We start from the raw sequence: 19,686 nt of genomic DNA, 5'->3' as shown, positions 1-19,686 counted from the left end.
TGACCTTGCTGGCGACCGGACGCGGGGTGCGCGTCTGAGTATAGGAAAAGATGCCAGCCATTCTAGGGAGCGTGGAACACGTTAATAAGACGCAAAGTGTCGTCGTTTTGCCAGTTTATCGATCAAAGTGACGAGCCAGTGCTACACACCGCACTGTGGGAGCCAGCCTGCTGGCGATGAGGCTCTCTCAGCCACCCGCGATTAAACCGGCTGTCCCCGATCAATCTTGCTACTCAAGATGATCGACGTGGTGGTCTTCTCAACCCCATCCACACTGCCAATCTGATCCAGCAGTTGATCCAGTTGCTCCGGCGAATCCGTGCGCAACCACGCCACATAATCAAATTCGCCGCTCACCGCACACAACTGCTGCACCTGCGCCATCGCACTCAACCGGCGCAACACCTCTTTGCCGGAGCGCGGCTGCACCTTGATCCCGACATACGCCTGCAACCCGCCATCGACTACGCGTTGCCCCAAACGCACACCATAACCGGTGATCACTTTGGCCTTTTCCAGGCGTGCCAGCCTTGAAGTCACGGTGGTGCGCGCAATGCCCAACTGCCGGGCGAGCATGGCGACGCTTTCGCGGGCGTTGATTTGCAGAGCGGCGATCAACTGGCGGTCGATTTCATCAAGCGCGGGTGGGCGGGTGTCGGGCAAGGGGGGCTCCATGGGGCGCTGGTTGGTTGGCCTGCGCATGTTACAGGCTCCGCGGGTTGGATATGGATATCAGCGTGTTTAGCATCAACGCCTCGATTCACCGGGGCGCGAATCGAGGAAGGTCGTGCTAAACCTGCGTTTGGTTGCGTGTCGCGAAGCGTTGATGGTTGATGACCTTCACCACATCATCAATCACCGCTTTGCTCATCGCCGCCAGAAAATGAGCGCCCCAGGCATAGCGGTCGGTTTTTTTGTCGTAAGCGGCGTCTTCAGCGAAGGCTTTGACGAGAAACAGCAGGTCGGAAGCTTGAGACAGAGCAACGCCGATCGGGACGCCGGCGCTGACGTGGAAAAGAGGTTGATTGGAGCAGTAGGTGAAGGGGGTAAGGCCGATGGTTTTCAGGTCTGAAGGCGTGGACGAGTCTTTTTCAGTCATGGTGATACTCCTAATTTGAAGAGGCACCACATTCGTTTCCATGCGAATGGGTGACAGCTGCGCGCAGGTTGGAAACCGGAAAATTAGGAAACCGGCACGTCCGAAGACGTCCCGCGCGCAGCCGTCATAAATCTGGATCGCAGACTAAAAATCTTTGCGATCACGAAGGCAGAGCGTTGTTGTCATTAATTTAACCGGGTTTCCAAGCCCGGCCGCTGATGAGCAGCGACGCCTTGAGAGTATCCCGTCAAAGAAAAGCCCAACAGACGCCAAACCGCCTCAAACCACAGCTTCGGAACTTGCCTACAGCCCTCGGTGAAGTCTTCCGAACATTGCACTCGTAAAGACCAAACCATCGCCCAAGAAAAAGCCGCGCATTTAGCGCGGCTTTCAAAGTGGTGGGCCCACACGGACTTGAACCGTGGACCAAAGGATTATGAGTTGCTGGGCGATCTGATATGCCTAGAGAAATCGTTCGTAGGTGAACGTAGGTTGGCATAACTGGAGGCCCCGTGCTATGTGGAGTTGAGCGTAGTTATCAGAAGGTTGCTCAAGCTGGTGAGTGTACCGTGATTGTACTGTTTTTGTAGCGTGTCTGGGCTGTACGCTGAGCTGGCATCGTTTGTTGAGAATGGAGCAATCATTTCTCAAATCTAGGTCTTTCGTAAACTCGAATTGAGTGCCATGAATATTGAAGCTTGGTGAAAATATTTACGGCTGTGTATTTAATCGAAGTGTAAATAACTGGGTAAACGGATTTTTGCGCGCTAAAAATAGCTCGGTAAAACCGAGCTATTAATATAAATTCAGCTGACGACGATGTCCTGATTTAGGACTGCGCTTTCTAACTCGGTTCGCATGCTTTGAACAGTAGAGTCGTAAAGAGTGTCAGCCGCATCGGACGCGCGTAAAGTTAGGACGAAGGCAACTTCTTGCGGTGGAAGCTCAGAGTGGTGTTGTATATCAAATTGGTAAAGATCGCGTGTGAATATCCGTGCATTAAGGCGCATATTTCCTCCGGAAATCCCAGTTCCTCGGTGCTCTTTATAGTGATTGCGTACTGGGCTCCATTTAGCTAAATCAGATCGTGCAAAAACTTCTTTTTCTTTATCCTCCCTCATACTCCCAGCAAGACTTATAGTGTTGCCTGACGCGGAGGTGGCTTGTAGCGAAGTCTGTAATCGCGAAGAAAAATAATTTTCCCCTACCGACTCAGAAACTAAAGGTTTCAAAACAGCGGTCAGTGCAACCGATCCTACAAATTTCCCATCTTTAATCAACTCTGGAGGGATGGGTATGTTATTCCAGTAATAGTTATAGCCGGGTTGCAATGTAGCTGTCCAGGCCATGGTTACATCACCAGATTTGCAAAACCATGGTAGATTGTCTTCCTCCCAAGGAGTGCCCCAGCCAATAGAGTCGCTATGGGCGTCGAGTTCACTTTTGTTGATTAGTAACGCCTTGACTAAATCAGGAGAAGCCTCTTTTATGTTGGCGAATGTATGTGCTGCAAGAGAAGACACCAAAGGAGTGCTGAAGCTTGTTCCAATATCTACTCCTCCACCGATCATGCGCAGTTCGGAAAACCAAGATAGGTCTGGTTTTTTCATTCCTGCTGGGGCAGGGCCTTTTAAGCTTATACTGCACGCATCGCCAGGGGCCATTTTTATGAAATCGTAACTTCTTCCGCTTATGGTAAGAGCGGCCTCACAATCGGCCGGTGCACATATCAGACCGTGCTTAGGGTTGTGACCAATGTTGCCAGCAGAAATCACTGGTAAAATATTATATTTTCTAGCAATTTTGCTTAGTTCGTGCCCTAAATAACTTACCTCTTCTTTTTTTGCTGCAGAAGCCATGAGATTGAAAGACAGGTTCCAGACTTTAGAGTAAGGGGCGGTTTCCTGTGCGACATGGTCTAGGTATGCAAGAAGTTGTCGGTGATTCGGAGTTTTAAGTGCGCTATCTTTGCAAATTGCTTGTGCTGAAATAAAGGTACAGTCAAGTGCTGGTAGCGGTCTGTCAGCATTCCATGCGTGTGCGTGACAGACTAGCGAGACAACTTTGTTTCCGTGACTAAGGTTTGCATCAAGATCCCCCACAAGCGGGGCTAAAGAGTGCTTTTGGAGAGGCAAATAACTTCTTGCGTTGATACCGCCATCGACAATCACAACGGTTGGCGATGTCGTTGAGATCACTGATGGGGATGGCTCCCTTCCTGTTCCGGGCTTATCTGCGGATCTTAAGGTGGGAGCGGGATCGATACGGTAGACCGTGCCGGAGGCCACTAATCTTTCAAGGTCATGTTTTGTAAAAATATTTAAAGAGAGCACGGAGTTGCCCGCCTCAAGATAAATATCCAATGCTTCTTTTGCGGCATCTGGGAGCTTATCTCGATTTGAATTGTCAGAACTAAAATCGAATTCCGGATGGCCTAGGTTGCAATCTATATCAGATAATACTTCTTCGAGCTTTGCTGCGAGCTCTTTACGTGCGTTGAGGTTTTTGAAAGGCTTGAGCCAAACGTTGATTACCTTTGAGTTTCCATCTTCGGGTAGTTCATCCCACTGATTTTGAATGTTTAGGCCGCGAAGGGTTTCACTCTCGTCAAAAGGATCAATGCTCGATATGCGCGATATATCAACCATGTCATTGGTTTTCTTGGAGCTCTTTAAGTGGCGAGACAGCTCAGATAAGCTTTCTCTATTTACCTCAATCAGAAATCCTTTATAAGCAGGCGCAACGATGCGGCAACCTGCCCGAGAGTCAAATACATCTGTAGGAGTCCAGCTTGGAGACAACGAGTCATCATCCATTTTCGCGATGATATGTGTCATGCCCGAAAAAGTTATTCGAGATAAGTCAGACTTATCAATCTTGGCTACCTTGGCAGATAGCGCCCTGCGCTTATTTTCCAGCGAATTTAATTTTATTCCTTTTTGATTTTTACCTCCGCCCGAGACTGTTTTCGGTGTAGGGCTTTTAAGTAGCCGCAATACGGGGTTCTTTACCGGGCGAGGGGCCATGGCTAATCCTTTAGATAAGTTGAAAGAGTCTGGCGACTAATTTTTACGATTGAGAGTATTTCGATCTGCGTTAACTTCAAGTTTTTGGATAATAAACGGCAAAAACTTTTTTTGTCGTTACGACACTCGCTGTTTTCCACGAGCAAAATTTCAGATGCAATTTCGGGTACGTCGACTTCTTTATGTTCGATAATTGCAGCGCGTCTCGCAGACAGCGCTAGTGATTCAATATCAGCACCGCTCATGTTTGAGGAAATTTTTGCTAATGCTGATACAGTCGTGCTTTCTCCTTTGTCTTGAAATAAGAAGTGATTCCAGAGATGCGTCCGAAGATCAAAGTCTGGGATTTCAAAATGCATCCTATAAGGAAATCTTCTCCATATTGCTCGATCTAATAGCTCTGAATGGTTAGTCGCTGCGATCACAATTGCTTTGTCGTCTAGCGAATCTATCGCTTGAATTAGAGTGTTGACTACCCTTTTAAGCTCGCCGAGCTCATGAGTGTCATTCCTCAATTTGCCAATTGCATCAAACTCATCAAGGAATATAATTCCGTTACGCGTTGGTACGAAATCAAATACGCTCCTAATATTTTTCGCTGTGTCTCCTAATAAAGAAGATATTAAGGAATCAAGTCTTACCACGTAAAGCGGCATACCAAGCGTAGATGCGATATGGCCTGCAACTAATGTCTTGCCTGTTCCTGGTGGTCCGGACATTAGGAGGTTCATTTTTCCTGAGAGCCCGTTCTTTTGTAAGAGCTCGTAATTCTTTACGCTCGCAACAAATGTATCAAAGGTTTTCTTTAGCGATTCATTCAAAAAGACTGGTGATATAGGGCATGGCTGCTCCTCCACCAAAGCGCTTCGAGACTTAGGATCTGTGGGTAGGCTTTCAGAATAACCCGAAGCGCGAAGTGGGACGCCCTTTCGTCTTATTGCCAACTTAATTTTTTTACTGATTTCGGGGTGAGCGGACGTAGAGCTTGCAGCAATTCTGCTTGAGATTTGCCTGACCTCTGTATAGTCAGCGTTTAGAGACGCCTCTATCAGGTCAAGGACTTCTTGTGATGGGATGGATATCGTGGTGGACATGGCCTTGCCGTTGAATAATTTTGTGAAATGTCTAATTTATCGCATGGCATGTCAATCTCTAGAGCGATTATGTTAACAAATTCTCTCCTTTGTCAGACCAGTGGAGGCTTCGGCTTCACCGTGTAGCCTTGGGCTTTTCCCACGTTGCGTTCGTCGCAGTAGGCCTCAGATAGAGGCCTTTCATCAGGATCTACCTAATCTAGACGGTTTCGCTGTTGGGATGAATGATGTCTTCCATCACGAATCGCTGACTCTCCGGCGTTCTTATGCAAGGGGTTTTGATCCACAAAACACTCAAGCCCCTAGCAGGCGAGATCCGCTCATTTGATCATGCCCCGGTTTGTTCCTAATACCGCCCCTATTCCTCGATGCCGAGCATTCTCCTACTCATAGGCAGGTTGCCAAAGGCTGGTTCTCAGCAACGGTGCGGCGTTAGCACGGAGGGGAATAGCGGTTCGGCCTCGGCTGGGGCATCATTCTGCTAACGGAACCGGTAGGAGCTTACGAGCCATGGAATCACCCTATTTTTTTTGCAAAATTGAGAATGATGGAATAGACACCCAAGTTCTAGACGTATTTTGCAGTATGGCTGAGGCTAGAGAGCAGCAAACATACATTATACAAAAGCCGCTTTCAGAAGACGGTGAGGAATACGCCCATGACAATTATTTGGTGTATTTGTCCCCAAAAAAGAAAATTTTGATATTTGATTTCTCCGGAGACTCCGCACTTGCAGGAGAACTTCAACAGGAGTTTGTGGAGGATTTGATAGCTTTCACGAAAAAATTTAAATATAACAAAATTATGGGTAGGAGCTCAGCGTGGCGCGACTTAGTGGAGGTCGTACAGGTTGATGCCTCTGATCTAACTGAAGCGCTGCTGATGGACATAGTAGATCAATACGTTTTAACCGATCCACAAGATATCAAGAAATCCGATCTTCTGATTTCTTTGCTGACAGGCAGCATTAACGATATTGAAAAGGTCAAGGCAGATATACCTGTAAGCAATCTGGAAAAGGTCAAGCAAAAAATAATGTTGTTTGACCGGGATCAGACCAGATTTATTTATAGCAAGCCAGATAAGAAAATCATCAGAATTCAAGGGCTTTCTGGTACTGGCAAAACGGAGCTTCTTCTTCATAAGTTGAAAGAGATTTATGTGAAGGACCCGGGCGAGACTATTTTCTTTACGTGTAATAGTAAGATTTTAGCAAGTAGTTTGCGCTCAAGAATTCCAGCCTTCTTTAATTTTATGAAAGTGGATGAGCAAATTGAGTGGCAAAAAAGACTGTGGTGCACGCATGCTTGGGGCTCGGAAGGCGCCGCTAGCTCAGGGATGTATGCCTACATTTGTTCGAAGTATGACGTTCCGTTTTACAACTTTCAGCAGGTGACTAGTTTAGAGGAGGCGGCTCGTAGGACCTTGCCTTACATACTAAAAAAATATGGAGATGAGGGCCGCGTCCCCCCTTTGCTTAGCTATATTTTGATTGATGAAAGTCAAGACTTTGGAGAGAATTTTTTCAAGTTGTGTGAGTTGGCGGCAGCAAAGCATCTTTATATTGCAGGAGATATATTTCAGAGTATTTTTGATACTGCTATCGGGCAGGCCGTTGGCAGCGACTACCTGCTTAGTAAATGTTATCGTACTGATCCTAGAACTTTAATGGCTGCGCATGCTATCGGGATGGGGCTGTTCGAGCAGAATAAGCTCCAGTGGCTTGATGATGAAGAGTGGACTCATTGCGGATATATTTATCATAAGCAAAAAACGCAGACGCCAGGGATCCATTCTTATAGTTTCAGCAGAAAGCCACTTCGCCGATTCGAAGATGTAGAAAATAGTGATAGTCTTCAGATAGTTATGGAGTCACCGCAGGGCGCCTTGAAAAATATCATGGAAATTCTTGGCGAAATTGTCGAGCAAAATCCTAGCGTGCGCCCTGATGATATTGGAGTTGTCGTTCTTAATAATGGGAAAGCCGTTGCTCTCTTGGCGGATAGACTTCAACGAGAAATATATGAGCGTTGGAATTGGCAGCTTAATAAGGCATATGAGACTAAAACCCCAGTAGCGGGATCTCTATTTATAAGTAACAAGAATCACGTGAAAGGTTTAGAGTTTCCATTTGTTATATGTGTTTCGGATATAAACACCACTAGTTTGAATTTGCGTAATTCTCTTTATATGGTTTTGACAAGATCGTTCCTGAAAAGCTATTTGGTCGTTAATGAAGCAAGAAACAGGGCCGTTCTGAATCAAATTTGTCCAGGTATAGAAACCATTCGGCAGCACGATATCATCGTAGCTCAAGAGCCAACTGCCGAAGAAAAAGAGCGTATTCGAACGCGGATCATGCGAAATGCGCGGAAGCTCTCTTACATGGATACTTTTATTGAGGTGCTCGAGGAGTTGGGTGTTGTAAGTGAAGGTGCTAGGAGTAAGCTAATCTCAATGGCGAGTAGCCTTCAGTACGAAGAACTCTACACAGTTCAAGATATTGAAGAGTTTCGCGCTGGCTTGCGTAATTTTCTACTAACTAATCGGCAGTTTGTGGAGCGGGGATAATGGATTTATACCGCTATAAAATGTCTAAATTTCTTCGAGATAGAATATTTGTCCCTTGTCGCACCAAAAGTGAGTTAATAGTTCGAATTGCCGATGCAATTGCAGAGCTTACGTTCTCTGTAGAAAACCCAGACGATTTCGATGTAGTGATTGCTATTGGGAAATTTCAGAGGATCTTCTTTGTTTCCGAACAAAAAATGTTCTCTGTGTTTTTTCCTTTTTCAATACGTCGCAGCGCAGATGCGACGTTGCCTCACTCATTCGAGATGAGTGGTATTCCAATAGATAGTTATATGCTGTCTAGAGCATGTACTGCGGTCGTTGACGGATTGGGAGATGAAGATAAAGATATTTATTCATTTGCGGATAGCGTTATTTCATGTTTCACAGTATCAGACGTTGAGGGCGTGCAAGTCGTCTCTGATGATGTCTGGAAGGTTGTCAAGCGGCTCATGATGCTCGAAGAGGGTTATTTGCGTTATGATAATGACCCAGATAATTATGATGCGGTAACCCATCCACTTGATCATCTAGATATATTTTACTCGCCTTCCTGTACCTTCAAAGTCGGACTTTCGGGTAAGATAGGGCATGATCATCTTCTTGATATCTTAGATCCACGCACCAGATGTCGAATTATGGGGCAGTAGGGCGATCAAGATTTTTATAAGTTAATAGCCGATGCAATTTGCGTCGGCCTTATTGATTCAATGCTCTTTTGCTTTAATTTGAAGTATTCTGAGTTTTGCTAATCCATTGGGCGAGCTCCTGTCTGGTTTTGTTTCTTTCAGTTTTTTTCGTAGCGCTGGGTAGGATGTAAGAAAGACATCAAGTTTTTCGTCTAAAAGATTTATTTCGGCCGCTTCTCCATCCTGTAGAAGTTGCGCGTATAAAGACAGCAGGTAGTCTGGGTCTGCTATGAAAGAATGGACGAGGTATGTGTCATGGTTAATATCTTTCATTTTTTATTCCGTTAATTTTAATCTTTCTGTTGTGTAATATCCGCGACATAATCGAGAGTATCTCTACCTGTAGTTTTTTAAAATCGATCATCATAATTTCAATGTCGACTGACGGCGCTCCGATGCCACGTTTCTCTGCTAGCCAAAGTTTCAACAGCCCAGCAACCCGTCCGAGGTCGCCTTTAACTTTAGCTAAATCGGCGACGGCGACCAGGTCAACCACCGACCGAATTGGTTTGTTCATTCCAGCTCCATAAGGTATGCAGACAACGACATATTCGCCTGCTGGGCGCCATTTTCGATCGCCACCCTTTCCTCGGCGGACAGACAGACCTTGATGGGGGGCAGATTTCGGCGTGGTGTATGTTTGTGCTCCGTCTCCATGCGTTTCCTCTCATGCTTTTACAAACACGGTAGCGGCGGTCAGCCTCGCAGAGCAAGATTCCGTCGAGCCGAAGGCGAGTAAGGCAAGGTGTTGGGAGGGGGAGGGCGAAGCCCGTACCCGTACAACACACATCTTGCCGTCACTATAAGTGCAATTCTATGCGAGTTTGAAAAAACAGTTAATCAGATGTTATTGATCGCACTAATTTTCGTTGAATTGCACAAATATAACTTGAGTCGCGTTGACGGTATTTGTCTGGAATGCCTGTCGCACATAATTGCGCTATTTTTCTTTTGCTCGCTATACTGATTACCATTATCCAGAAAGCCGAAGGTCAATGATGAAAGATCAGGGTATTTTTGTTGAAGCGAAAAAATCTGTCATGCGGGGGGACGGCCGGGTATCGTTCGTAGCTATCATGGAAGAGATCAAACACCAAGTGGATAGTGGTCGCCCTTTGGTACAGATATATGAGCATTTCGAGGAGCGCCTAGATCTTGGTTATACTCAATTCACTAAATACGTGACCCGATACATCAAGGAGGGCAGACCAGTATTTGAGCCAAACAGGAAGCGACATCAATGAGAGCGACTGTGAGCAAACGGGATATGGCTCGACACCTGATGCGGTGATGGACAGACCATTTGCATACACGGTGTCAAGCGAGGCAGGAATAGAGTGCTAGTCGTGATTTGCCAAATTTTGTAGACGACAACGTCATTCGAGGAAACTATGGATCAGCGTTTTTTCTTTTTTTTACGCTGTTGGCTTTGACGAAGCTCTACCCTTTTTTGCGTGACTGTTTCGTTCCAAGTCTTAGCGGCTTTTTCTGATTCTTTGTAAATTCCAGGACTCGCTCGCATGCCGGAAAATAAATTCATAAGCACCGGTGAGATCTCCATCCTTTGTTTTTTGATGATGAAGACCATTTGGTGTGCACCGATTAGCGAACAAAATGCAGTAAGAAGTAAAGTTAGTTGAACCCATAGAGACTTAGAGTCAGAAAATTTTCCTGAATATATTTCAAATGCGAAGTGTATGTATATAACTCCCACTATTGTGAGAATTGTCGATAAAGCCCAGACAAGTTTTTTCGAGAATTTCACCCCTACTATTTTTAGTTTTCTCAACTGCATAATGTCAGCCAGGCTGTAGAGAAGAAAGGGAAAGCCTGCAAACGCAATGTCTATGTTGGAAAGGCTGTATTTGATCGGCGCAGTAAATGCGATGCCAAAAAAAACAATGGCACCTATGAAGCTAAAAAGTAAGTCTCGTTTGAGTTCGTTGTAAAATTCTTGCATGTATTTTGAGTTTTTGCCGCTTATGGTCATTATGAAATCGTAGCAGTAAATAGTTGCTACAGGCCAAGAGCATGATAAGCCTCCTAGAATTATAAATTCCCACCAGGATTCGCTACTGAAGCTGAGCTGCCAAAGTGTCGACACAACTATTATTAGTATTATTATAAATTTCATTTTCTTTATCTGATTTTGGTCAGTGATTGGGCGTTTCCAAGGTTTTAATTTGGGGAAGCCGTCCATGTTAAAGGCAAAGTGTTGGACGAGGGGTCGTCGGGAACCCTCGGCGTTCAGGTTATACTATTTAATGGCGTTTTGATCTCATCGGTTGTGTTTGCAGCGATGCTCTACTGGTAAATCACACGTTGGTTTCCAAGATTTATCTGGTGGATGGTGAGTGCTGTCCACCGATGACACATCTCAATATCGGGTCGCACCATGCTAGGTTGGTTGGACACCAAAAAAGAAGGGCGTTGGAGTCATTGCGGGGATCATGTTCGCAGTCTGTTTCTTTGTCGCATTTTTTGGTGTCCAGTTGCGCGGCCGCGCTCGTTGACAGCAGACGGTTGTCAGCTTAATGACTACCGCACGGTGGATTATCTTTTGGATAATTCTGGGTCGTTTTCTTGAATCATGCTGGAACCCCCGTAAGACGGAGCCTCTAGCATCCCAGAGGTGGACCGTTAAACGGGAGAAGGTAGACCGTTAAGCGGGGGTAGGTGGACAGTTACGCGGGGATATTTGGTCTTTTGATGTTGAAGTACTCTCGACCACATTCCTCTACCGTCCAGCCTATCAGTCGGAGCTCAGCAACTGCGCCACGGGCTCTATATCGGCGCTTTTTCAAAGTGCTTGGTGTCGCAGGTTCTGGCCATGCGTATTCACACAGCGTGTGCAAACCAACCTTTCTAGATGGGCCTGGATTGATCCAACCACAAAGCCGTTGGTGAAGGAGTCTGGCAATGTCGCCCTTCAGTAACCTCACTTCCTCCATGCAGATTCGCACATGCTGTGAATGGCCGAGTATTGCCTTAGTAATGTGTGGGTTCAGAGCAACCTGAAGCTTTTCACCGACATCATCACTGGCAAGGCTTGAAAGCAGTTGGAACCCCCTTCCTTTCCCATTTAATTCCACCCAGATAGTAACCGTCCAAAGCCGTTGCACACATTTCCGAATTCCTCGGCCATCGTCGTCCAAATACCCTATAACTCGGGCCAAAGCGCCATAGCTAGTTTTGACTAACAGCGCCTCTTCATCCTCGGCATCGTGTCGGAGCGCTAATAAGGTACGCAATTGCTGGCCATATTCTGTTTTAGGAGCCGCCCCTATGGTTTTGCCTCTTGGCCCCGCCATCGCGACCAGTCCTTGGAGAACTCGAAGGTCATCTGCTCCTAGAGGTTCTGGCCCTCTGAAGTGAAAGAGCCTGTCACCGTGCTGATATCGCAGATCTAGCTTTCGAGCTCGTCGCTCACCTCTCTGAAGGCTTCGGAACAAACCTGGAGCTAAGCAGTGGGCAGGATCGTGGAGGGCAAACTTGATTTCAGGCTTCATCACGAAGTCGTCTCCCGTTCTTGGAGGTATCAGCGTCAATTAGTGACACCGGCATCAGAACGCCGCCGCTCTGACGGCAGTACCACCGCTCCAAATCAGTAGGATCATAGTTTTGCTTGCTCACGCCAAAGCGGACAAAGGTGAAACGACGCTTTGTGCCAATGGGGACTCTATCGTAGGGGCGTTCCGTCAGCCGCTTAGATTCTTCTTCTGTCATGCCGGCCACGTAGCCACACCATCGCGCATTATCGATCAGTGATGAGGCGCCACGAGCCGCCTGTTGTTGATCTGCGAGGCCCTCGCGAGCGCTACCCTTGCTTACATGATGAAGGAATAAGACTGATGCCCCTGTGGTAGCAGCCACCTGCTCTAGACGTGAGATCAACTGCGACATATCGCTGTTGCTGTTCTCATCGAGCTGGTGGATACGGCTCAAAGTATCCAAAACTATAAGACGATAGCCCAGTGCTTGTTCTATAAGCGCTCGATAGTGGGATGTCTCCATCACATTGAACGGCTCGCCCATGACAGTGCTAAGGGTAAGTTCGTCAGCAATCGATTTGCGAGCCGGTTGGTCTAGATGCTGGCCAATGGCATGAACCCGACGAATCAGGGCGGGAGCCGGATCTTCACCAGCGATGTAGAGGACTTTGCCTGCCTTTGACGGACATAAATCTAGGATATCCCCTCCTGCCACACTGCACGCAACGCCCATTGCAGCCTCAAGTGCCCAGTAGCTTTTGCCAGTGGCACCAGGTGCAATCAGGGCACCTACTGTTCCTGCGAGAAATCCTGGCCAGATAAAGTCCAGCATGGGCGGAGGTGTTTCGAATGCGGCCAAGAGATCGATGTTCACCCCTCAGCCCTCCAGGCAATCAAGGGAGTCAGCGCTAAGCGCTTCTGCGATCTGTGAAGTTCGGAAGTACACGCGTCTGCCAATTTTCAAGCGTGCGCGATTGATATGAGTGGTCCAGGGTGTGCGACTGCGCAAACTGATTCGGAGCCCATCAGGCGAACGATCAAGAATCGTAGCCAGTTGGACGAGGCTTAACAGTGGGCCAAAGCGTTGTAGCAGGTTGTCTTCGATAGTCATTCGTTTAACTCCGTTGCGGATCGGATTTAAGCGGATCTTATGGAGAGACAGCCTTGTGTACATTCTAATAATTGGCCAATATGGTTGACATGAAAAGCACACCAAAAATTGCGATATGGCCGGATTGCTCAGACACTCTTGTGACCTCAATTCGGGATCTTGAGGAACGCTGGAAGCCTTATTCCAGTTCTTCTCGGCGTTACCCGATCCTCAAGTTGATGTCGCAGATGATTGATCCTGCAATCGCGCAGCTATGCCAGCAAAGCTGTGTCTTCTCGAAATTTATTCCTGGAGCAGCGAACTCAATAGGTATCAGCCAATTAGTGCGGCGCCATGGGTTCAGTATCGTGGTCAAATCGCAGCGATTGCTGCTCCGACAACTTGTAGCTACGGAGGGTCAAAATTTCAGCGGTATTGACGGCATAATTGCTACGTTAGAAACGCTGATTGAAGTGGTTTGGGCCTGTGGAAATAAGCGTCCGGTACGTTCGGCGTGTTTGGAAGGTGGAGCGACTCTCAATGCACAGCGCGAGCAGGGGTGCTGCAAGTTCTGCGGTCAGCCCACAGAGTTCTCAAATTTCATTAGTGCAAACATATGGCCATCCGAAGATGATCCGGACTTTAGCTTGGCCCTGCGTCTAAGCAGCCGCTTTTGTGCCGAGCATCGGCCCCGTCATCCCGGTGGAGCTTGGAACTCCTCATATCGTCGCGCGAAGCGGTCTCAAGAACAGTTTGAGATCGAGCTGTCGCGCTTGACTCGGCAGAGCGCTAGATTGAGTAATGTTTCCGCTGAATCGGGCAATGCCATGGCTGACCTATTCATCCATACGCATGTTGCTCGTCAGGCTTTGCAGCCGGCAGATGAGGCGGAGTTGCGAGACCAGGCGCGACTAATAGCGGACACTCGTTTGACGGACAGCAAAAAGCAAATGCTCATGCTGCGAGCCTCTGGCTACAACCAAAGCGAAATCGCCCAAGCTATGGGGATTAGCCGTCAGGCTGTATCGAAGGCTCTGGCTTCGATACCTTCTGTTTTTCGTCTCGATTTCGCGCCAGAATATCCAGCTCATTGACCAAGTCTTCGGCACGTAAATGAGTGTAGCGGCGGAGCATCTGCATCGATTTGTGTCCGCTGATGGCCGCCACCTGCTGATCGCTGAGGCCACCCTCTACGAGTCGGCTCACCGCCTCATGGCGTAGGTCATGAAATCTAAAGTCAGGTAGGGCGAGCTTGTTCTTCAGCTGACCCCAAATTTTGGTGAAAGCATACGGTCGGCGTTTCCCGTCCTTTCCTGGTTCGCCAAAGAACACCAAATTGCAATCGATTGGGCGCACCGGATTGTTCATTGCGGCTTGGAACGCTTCTGTTGCGCGTTTGCTTAGAGGTACGGTGCGCGAGGCATCGTTCTTCGTGTCTGAGAGGCGTATGACACGCTTTGCCAGATCGACTTGGGGGCGACGTAGGGATGAGATCTCAGACGAGCGCATGCCTGTCTCTAGTGCAATGCGAACAATCCACCCTAGCATCGGATTGCTATGCGCATTTACGGCCGTGAGCAAGCGCCGTTCTTCGTCTGGTGAAAGGCGGCGGTCTCTACCTTCACCGGGACTTGGTTTGCGAATATTCAACACAGGGTTGAACGTCAGCCCTAAACCCCATTCCTGAATGGCCACGGTGTACAGGTGACTCAATAGGGCCAGTTCGAGGCGAACGGTATTGTTGCTGATATTTCCATCACGGCCCGGCTCGCTCAGGCGCTTGTCGCGGTAGCCAGCGATGATTTCGGCGGAGAGGGCGGCGAGGGAATATTTGCCTAGGTGCTCGATGAGCTTCTTGGCTTTGTTGATCTCGCCGCGTTGGGTCGTGGGCTTTTTGGTGGGGGTTATGTCGCTCAGGTATCGCTTAAGGGCTGCTTCTAGCGTCATGCGTTCGGAGCCGCTGCGCTGGATGTACACACCTCGGACCATTTCGTCTTCGGTACGTCGAGACCAATCCTCCGCATCACGCTTTGTACGGAAGGTTTTGGCGACGGTAGGCCAGCCGGATTTGCGAATTAGCGCCTTCCAGGTGCCGGAAGGTGTCTTAACGAGAGTAGCCATGAGAAGGGGCTCCTAGGCGGCTGGCGAACCAGCACTGTACCTAATTTGTACCCTTGGACCATAGGACTGTATCTGCGGTGGTCCATCCAGAAACACGAAAGCCGCGCAATGCGCGGCTTTGAGTATGGTGGGCCCACACGGACTTGAACCGTGGACCAAAGGATTATGAGTCCTCTGCTCTAACCAACTGAGCTATAGGCCCTCAGTAGGCCGCGGATTATAGCGATGGTTTCTCGGCTGTGCTATCCGAAAAATCCGATACGGCAATACGCAGAAACGTTGCGGCGAATTCTTCGGGCGGCAGGGGAAGGCTGACGATGTAGCCCTGGATCTGTTCGCACCCTTCGGCGGCGAGGAATTTCTGTTGGGCCTGGGTTTCCACACCTTCGGCGATTACGGTGAATTGCATGCTCCGTCCCAGCGCGATGATGGCGCGCACAATCGCCGCGTCGTGGGGGTCGTCGGGCAGTCCGCGAACGAAAGACTGGTCGATTTTGAGGATGTCCAGCGGCAGGCGTTTGAGGTAACTGAGTGAGGAGTAGCCGGTGCCGAAGTCGTCGATCGCCAGTTGTACACCGAGGTGTTTGAGCTGGTGCAAGACGGCCAGCGCCTCTTCGGCCTGACTCATGATGAAATTTTCGGTAATTTCCAGTTGCAGTAAGCCTGGCTGCAGGCGGTTGTCCTTGAGCAGTTGTTCGATGCGTCCGAGCAGGTTTGGCTGGCGCAATTGCGCGCCGGCGAGGTTGACCGACAGCGGCCCGAGGCTTTCGTAGAGCTGATTCCACTCAAACATTTGCCGGCAGGCGGTTTCCAGCACCCAGTCGCCGATCTGCAGAATCATGCCGTTCTCTTCGGCCAGCGGGATGAAGTGCTCGGGCGGCACGTCGCCGAAGGTCGGATGACGCCAGCGGATCAGTGCTTCGGCGCCCACCAGGCTGTGGTCGTCGAGACTGATTTTGGGTTGGTAATACAGATGCAGCTCATCGCGCTCGATGGCCCGGCGCAGTTCGTGTTCCAGCGCCACGCGTTCGCTAGCCTGGGCGGTGAGGTCGCGGGTGTAGCTTTCCACGCGGTTGCGGCCTTTGGCTTTGGAGCGATACATCGCGGCGTCGGCGTTTTTCACTAGCGTGGCGACGTCGCAACCGTCGCGCGGGTACAGGCTGGTGCCGATGCTGGCGCTGATGAAGAACTCGTGTTCGCCGGCCTGGAAGGGTGCACCGAAGCAATTGAGCAGTTTGGTCGCGATATTGTCGGCGTCGCTAGCCTGTTGCAGGCCCGGGAGCAGGATGATGAATTCGTCGCCGCCTAGCCGCGCGACGGTGTCGATGTCGCGCACTTGTTCTTTCAAGCGCACCGCGATACCCCTGAGCAGCAGGTCACCGACGGGGTGGCCGAGGCTGTCGTTGATGTGTTTGAAGCGGTCGAGGTCCAGGAACAGCACCGCACCTTGGCTGCCGTTTTCCTGCTGGTTGTTCAGCGCCATCAGCAAGCGGCTTTCGAACAGCGTACGGTTCGGTAGGCCGGTGAGCGGGTCGTGGTGGGCTTGGTAGTCGAGTTTGGCCTGGGCATGCTTGAGGCTGGAGATGTCAGCAAACACCGCAACGAAGTGAGTGATGAATTTGTCGCGGTTACGCACGGCGCTGATGGTCAGCCAGCTCGGATACAGTTCGCCGTTCTTGCGCCGGTTGGAAATCTCGCCCTGCCAGTGACCTTCGTGGGTCAATTGATGCCACATGGCGGCATAAAATGCGCTGTCGTGCAGGCCCGAGGCGAGCAGGCGAGGGGTGTGGCCGAGTGCTTCGCTTTCGCTATAGCCGGTGATCTCGGTGAAGGCTCGGTTGACCGCACTGATGTGTTGCTGGGTGTCGGTGATCAATACGCCTTCGGCGGTGCTCTCGAACACGGTCGCAGCCTGTTGCAGTTTTTCCTGCATCAGGTGGCGTTCAGTGATGTCGCGGGCGATGGTCAACATGCAGTCTTCTTCGCCGATCGGCAGCGGACGGCTGGACACTTCGCAGAGACGAATCTGTCCGTCGCTGCGGCGGATATGGCAGGTGAAGTCGCGGACGAAGCCGTCGCGATGCAGCAGGTCGAGCATCTGCTTGCGTTCGTTGAGGTTGACCCAGATCCCCAGGTCCAGCGCTGAGCGGTCCACCGACATCGCGCTGTTGAAGCCGGTGATGCGGCTGAAACCTTCGTTGACTTCCAGCAGCAAACCGTCGCTCTGGCGTGACAGCAGCAAACCGTCCGGTGAGGCGTGAAAGGCCTTGGCGAATTTCTCCTCCGAGGTTTGCAGTTGCTGTTGGGTTTCCTTGAGCTGAGTGATGTCGCGCACCACCACCACCAGTGCAGGCGTCGTGTCGAGGTCGAACGGCTCGGCGGAGATCAGGCCGGTGAACACTTGGCCATTGTTGCGCCGGAAGGGCATCTCCAGGTTGCGGATGCTGCCGGCCTGTAAGCGCTGCAACAGCCCCGGACCCACGCCGGGAATGCCCCAGATGTTCAGGTTGGTGGCTGTCTGGCCGATGACCTCTTCGGCTTTCAGGCCTATCTGCTCCTCGAAGGCTTCGTTGACCTCCAGCAGGCAGCCGTCGGATAGTCGCGCAATCACCAGAATGTCCGGACATTGCTGGAAGACCGAGGCGAATTTCTGCTCCGAGAGCCGCAAGGCTTCTTCGGTGCGCTTGGTCTCGCTGATGTCGATCATCAGTCCACGCATTACCGGTTCGTGACCGTGTTCGATCAGGCTGACGATGTCGCGCACCCACAGGCAGCGACCGTCGGCGGTGATCACCCGGTAATCGAGGCTGTGATCGCGTCCAGCCAGCACTTCGTGATCGCAGAAACTCTGGGCGCGAGTCAGATCCGCCGGATGGATGATGTTGCGCCAGAAGCCGGGGACCAGCCAATGCGCCAGCGGATAACCGAGCAGATCTTCAGCGTGGGGCGACACATAGCTGTAAGTGAAGTCGCTTATGCGCGCCTCCCACGCAATGGCCGAAAGGCTCTCCACCAGGCCGCGATAGTGATACTCGCTGCTGCGCAGTTCCTGTTCGAGGTTGATGCGTCGGGCAATTTCCGAGCTCAGGCGCCGATTGATGCGGATGACGGTGACCAGAATGATGACCAGCAATAACAGACCGGGAAGGCCGTAAACCAGTAAATCGGACCAGAACGTTCGGTGATCGAGGACGTTACCGACCCAGTGCTCTTGAATGCTGCTGATTTCAGCTGGGGTCATGTCCGCCAGGACTTTGTCCAGAATCCCTACCAGCATCTTGTTCTCGCGCGGCACAGCCATCGCCAGTTGATAGCGATACGGGGTTTCGCCGCTGACATACAAGCCGTCGAGCTTGAGTTGGCGCAGGCTCCAGACGCTTGAAGCGAGGTCGCCGACCACCGCGTCGACCTCATCGGTCGCCAGTGCCTGTAAGGCCGAGCTGACATTGGGCATGGCGACAAGATTCAGGTCTGGGTGGTTGATACGAAGCAATTCGTGGGGCGCATAGTTTTTCACTACGGCGATTTTCAGGCCGTAGAGATCTTCTATCTTGCGCGGTTGCGCGCCGCCGACATGGGACAGGATGACAATCGGGAAGTCGAGGTAAGGGCGGGTGAACGACAGGTAGTTCTGGCGCTCCGGGGTGGACATGATCCCCGGCAGCAGGTCGATCTTGCCGCTTTTGACCTGTTCCAGGACTTGCGTCCAGCTCGAAGGCTCGATAGGTGTGAGCTTGATCGCCAGACGCTGGCGTATGACGTCGATGTAGTCAGCCGCCAAGCCCTGATAGCGTGCTTGGTCATCGCGAAACTCAAAGGGCGGCCACGATGCATCCACACCCAGGTGCAAGTCGGGGTGAGCCGCCAGCCAGCTACGTTCTTCATCGGTCAGAGTCAGCGCGGCAGCCGTTGCGGTCCAGATCATCAGTGACAGCAAAAAAAGCACGGACGCCAGTCTGGGCATAACGCTCTCGTTATGGCACAAGGGGGATTGTTTCGAGTGTAGACGGGGTATGCAGGGGAGGGAGGGCGAAGACTTTAATCTTCCACATAAACAAAACCCCCGGCCTGGGCCGGGGGTTCTGGTATCACTCGTCGAGGAAGGAGCGCAGATGCTCGCTTCGCGTCGGGTGGCGCAACTTGCGTAGCGCCTTGGCTTCGATCTGACGGATCCGCTCACGGGTCACGTCAAACTGTTTGCCGACTTCTTCAAGCGTATGGTCGGTGTTCATGTCGATACCGAAACGCATGCGCAGTACCTTGGCTTCACGAGCAGTGAGGCCGGACAGTACGTCACGGGTCGCTTCTTTAAGGCTCTCAACAGTGGCGACATCGATTGGCGACTGCATGGTCGAGTCTTCGATGAAGTCACCCAGATGGGAGTCTTCGTCATCACCGATCGGGGTTTCCATGGAAATCGGCTCTTTAGCGATCTTCATTACCATGCGCATCATGTCCTCACGCATTTCCATGCGTTCACCCAGCTGTTGGGCGGTCGGTACGCG

16 protein-coding genes, 1 tRNA gene and 1 pseudogene are annotated in these 19,686 nt (G+C 50.5%); 4 read left to right on the top strand and 14 right to left on the bottom strand.

The window, feature by feature from the left end:
- Positions 1-201 precede the first annotated feature (201 nt).
- The 4 genes from ACIOU6_RS03605 to ACIOU6_RS03590 form a co-directional block, all read right to left on the bottom strand.
- Entirely contained in the window at positions 202-663 is a 462-nt protein-coding gene (locus ACIOU6_RS03605; RefSeq protein ID WP_007966501.1) for an Lrp/AsnC family transcriptional regulator, read from the bottom strand.
- 127 nt (positions 664-790) lie between these two features.
- The gene (locus ACIOU6_RS03600) at positions 791-1,099 is read right to left on the bottom strand and encodes a DUF3077 domain-containing protein (protein ID WP_401133905.1); all 309 of its coding nucleotides are present in this window, start codon (positions 1,097-1,099) and stop codon (positions 791-793) included.
- A gap of 806 nt (positions 1,100-1,905) precedes the next feature.
- Positions 1,906-4,125 carry a S8 family serine peptidase gene (locus ACIOU6_RS03595; RefSeq protein ID WP_401133902.1) on the bottom strand — a complete coding sequence of 740 codons (2,220 nt, stop codon included), beginning with the start codon at positions 4,123-4,125 and terminating at the stop codon, positions 1,906-1,908.
- Between the two features lie 2 nt (positions 4,126-4,127).
- Positions 4,128-5,219: an AAA family ATPase gene (locus tag ACIOU6_RS03590; RefSeq protein ID WP_401133899.1), complete on the bottom strand. Its 1,092-nt coding sequence runs from the start codon at positions 5,217-5,219 to the stop codon at positions 4,128-4,130.
- Positions 5,220-5,729: 510 nt separating this feature from the next.
- On the opposite strand from ACIOU6_RS03590, the gene ACIOU6_RS03585 reads away from it, so the two are divergent.
- Positions 5,730-7,790, top strand: a complete 2,061-nt coding sequence (locus ACIOU6_RS03585; RefSeq protein WP_401133896.1) for a DEAD/DEAH box helicase — start codon at positions 5,730-5,732, stop codon at positions 7,788-7,790.
- Positions 7,790-8,440: a hypothetical protein gene (locus tag ACIOU6_RS03580; RefSeq protein ID WP_267803903.1), complete on the top strand. Its 651-nt coding sequence runs from the start codon at positions 7,790-7,792 to the stop codon at positions 8,438-8,440. The genes ACIOU6_RS03585 and ACIOU6_RS03580 overlap by 1 nt, the downstream gene beginning before the upstream one ends.
- Positions 8,441-8,497: 57 nt before the next feature.
- Here ACIOU6_RS03580 and ACIOU6_RS03575 read toward each other — a convergent pair whose 3' ends face one another.
- Both ACIOU6_RS03575 and ACIOU6_RS03570 read right to left on the bottom strand, forming a co-directional pair.
- A complete protein-coding gene (locus ACIOU6_RS03575) occupies positions 8,498-8,752 on the bottom strand; it encodes a hypothetical protein (protein ID WP_401133894.1) in 255 nt (84 codons plus the stop codon).
- Positions 8,739-9,136: pseudogene (locus ACIOU6_RS03570) on the bottom strand (plasmid mobilization protein). The gene ACIOU6_RS03575 and the pseudogene ACIOU6_RS03570 overlap by 14 nt, the downstream one beginning before the upstream one ends.
- 338 nt (positions 9,137-9,474) lie before the next feature.
- Between ACIOU6_RS03570 and ACIOU6_RS03565 the strand changes: the two are divergent.
- A complete protein-coding gene (locus ACIOU6_RS03565) occupies positions 9,475-9,723 on the top strand; it encodes a TraK family protein (protein WP_401133892.1) in 249 nt (82 codons plus the stop codon).
- Positions 9,724-9,875: 152 nt separating this feature from the next.
- Here ACIOU6_RS03565 and ACIOU6_RS03560 read toward each other — a convergent pair whose 3' ends face one another.
- The 4 genes from ACIOU6_RS03560 to ACIOU6_RS03545 form a co-directional block, all read right to left on the bottom strand.
- Complete coding sequence (locus tag ACIOU6_RS03560; RefSeq protein WP_401133890.1) at positions 9,876-10,469, bottom strand: hypothetical protein; 594 nt, start codon at positions 10,467-10,469, stop codon at positions 9,876-9,878.
- A 694-nt stretch (positions 10,470-11,163) separates the two neighbouring features.
- Complete coding sequence (repC, locus tag ACIOU6_RS03555; protein ID WP_401133887.1) at positions 11,164-11,988, bottom strand: replication protein C, IncQ-type; 825 nt, start codon at positions 11,986-11,988, stop codon at positions 11,164-11,166.
- Complete coding sequence (locus ACIOU6_RS03550) at positions 11,978-12,844, bottom strand: helicase RepA family protein (RefSeq protein ID WP_401133885.1); 867 nt, start codon at positions 12,842-12,844, stop codon at positions 11,978-11,980. Before ACIOU6_RS03550 ends, repC begins: the two co-directional genes overlap by 11 nt.
- Positions 12,845-12,847: 3 nt before the next feature.
- Positions 12,848-13,081 (bottom strand): DNA-binding protein, encoded by a 234-nt coding sequence (locus ACIOU6_RS03545; RefSeq protein ID WP_267803913.1) that lies wholly within the window; start codon positions 13,079-13,081, stop codon positions 12,848-12,850.
- An 89-nt stretch (positions 13,082-13,170) separates the two neighbouring features.
- Between ACIOU6_RS03545 and ACIOU6_RS03540 the strand changes: the two genes are divergently transcribed.
- Positions 13,171-14,154, top strand: a complete 984-nt coding sequence (locus ACIOU6_RS03540; protein ID WP_401133883.1) for a LuxR family transcriptional regulator — start codon at positions 13,171-13,173, stop codon at positions 14,152-14,154.
- Here the strand turns inward: ACIOU6_RS03540 and ACIOU6_RS03535 are convergent.
- From ACIOU6_RS03535 to ACIOU6_RS03520, 4 genes are all read right to left on the bottom strand, one after another.
- Entirely contained in the window at positions 14,069-15,181 is a 1,113-nt protein-coding gene (locus tag ACIOU6_RS03535) for a site-specific integrase (protein ID WP_401133881.1), read from the bottom strand. The genes ACIOU6_RS03540 and ACIOU6_RS03535 overlap by 86 nt on opposite strands.
- Before the next feature lie 125 nt (positions 15,182-15,306).
- Positions 15,307-15,383, bottom strand: a tRNA-Ile gene (locus ACIOU6_RS03530).
- Between the two features lie 15 nt (positions 15,384-15,398).
- Complete coding sequence (locus ACIOU6_RS03525; RefSeq protein ID WP_401133878.1) at positions 15,399-19,145, bottom strand: bifunctional diguanylate cyclase/phosphodiesterase; 3,747 nt, start codon at positions 19,143-19,145, stop codon at positions 15,399-15,401.
- Between the two features lie 124 nt (positions 19,146-19,269).
- A partial coding sequence (locus ACIOU6_RS03520) for a sigma-70 family RNA polymerase sigma factor (protein ID WP_401133875.1) occupies positions 19,270-19,686 on the bottom strand: 417 nt, incomplete at its 5' end.

This window comes from Pseudomonas sp. NPDC087615, assembly GCF_044743445.1.
In the GTDB taxonomy this organism is placed as follows: Bacteria; Pseudomonadota; Gammaproteobacteria; order Pseudomonadales; family Pseudomonadaceae; genus Aquipseudomonas; species Aquipseudomonas baetica_A.
The sequence above is the reverse complement of the archived record's forward strand: the minus strand, read 5'-3'. Positions and strand labels throughout refer to the sequence as shown.